At 30.7% G+C, this 869-nt stretch carries 2 protein-coding genes; both read right to left on the reverse strand.

Annotated features, from left to right (window positions below; translation table 11 throughout):
• Nucleotides 1-73: 73 nt before the first annotated feature.
• A complete protein-coding gene (locus ACMHKH_RS14635) occupies nucleotides 74-268 on the reverse strand; it encodes a hypothetical protein (RefSeq protein ID WP_413521350.1) in 195 nt (64 codons plus the stop codon).
• A gap of 1 nt (nucleotide 269) precedes the next feature.
• A partial coding sequence (locus ACMHKH_RS14640) for a Shedu immune nuclease family protein (protein WP_413521351.1) occupies nucleotides 270-869 on the reverse strand: 600 nt, incomplete at its 5' end.

An 869-nucleotide genomic window follows, 5' to 3' on the forward strand; every position in this document is an offset into this window, starting at 1 on the left:
TGAAATAAATCAAGTCTACATATGAAATTTTTAATAATCATTTATAAATAACATAAATCTTAAACAACCCTCTCTATTCTCTTGCTTTACTAATATTTTCTATAATGTATTTGCCATTCACAGCAAGTGACTTCCCTTGTTCCCATTCATCTATCTCATAACCTTTTGATCTAAAATGCTGTTTTTGTTCTGAAGTTAATATGAAGTCATCTTTACTAACGTAGCTAAAGAGCATAGTTGAATCTGTATGAATGTATTTAAATTTCATTTTATTCTTTGATAGGGAAATTATGTCCTTTTTTATACCTTTCTGAATGTCTGTAATAATTGAGGAGTGTGTCATAAGTCATAATGTCAATACCAGTTTCTTTCCGAAGACGAGCTAATGTCTTTATTCTTTCAAGTGAGCCATTTTTTTCTTCAGATCGTCCGATGATTAGCTGATAATTAAACTCAACTGGATTTCGCCTCATAACAAAAGGATGAAAAATAGGCTCAAGTCTACGGAGTACTTCAGCTTTATTATCTTCTACGAAAACTTGCCACGACCTAACTTGAGCAATGGCTTTATTAAACTCAGAGGAAGTATCGATTTGCTTCTTATTATTTGTAAAGAGTTTCTTATCTGGAATTTCTAACTCGACGAAAGTTACTATCCATGTATCAGAACTCTTTGTTAAATAGACATAATCAGTTTCCAAAGATGTATCTAAAGGAAATTTTGATATTACTACACCAAAATGAAGATGATGATTCAATAGATTAGGCGTAGGAATTAATTCTGGATTGCTTTCTAGAAATTCATGTATTATTAACTCTTTTTTCTTACCCATAGGAGGAGGCGAATCTAAAATATCTATAAAATCTTT

Origin of the sequence: Psychrobacter glacincola (assembly GCF_965118485.1) — a bacterium.
Taxonomy (GTDB): domain Bacteria; phylum Pseudomonadota; class Gammaproteobacteria; order Pseudomonadales; family Moraxellaceae; genus Psychrobacter; species Psychrobacter glacincola_D.

What these genes read in the sequence shown, in the direction of transcription:
- ACMHKH_RS14635 (WP_413521350.1), bottom strand. Translation starts at nt 268, where the DNA reads ATGAAATTTAAATACATTCATACAGATTCAACTATGCTCTTTAGCTAC.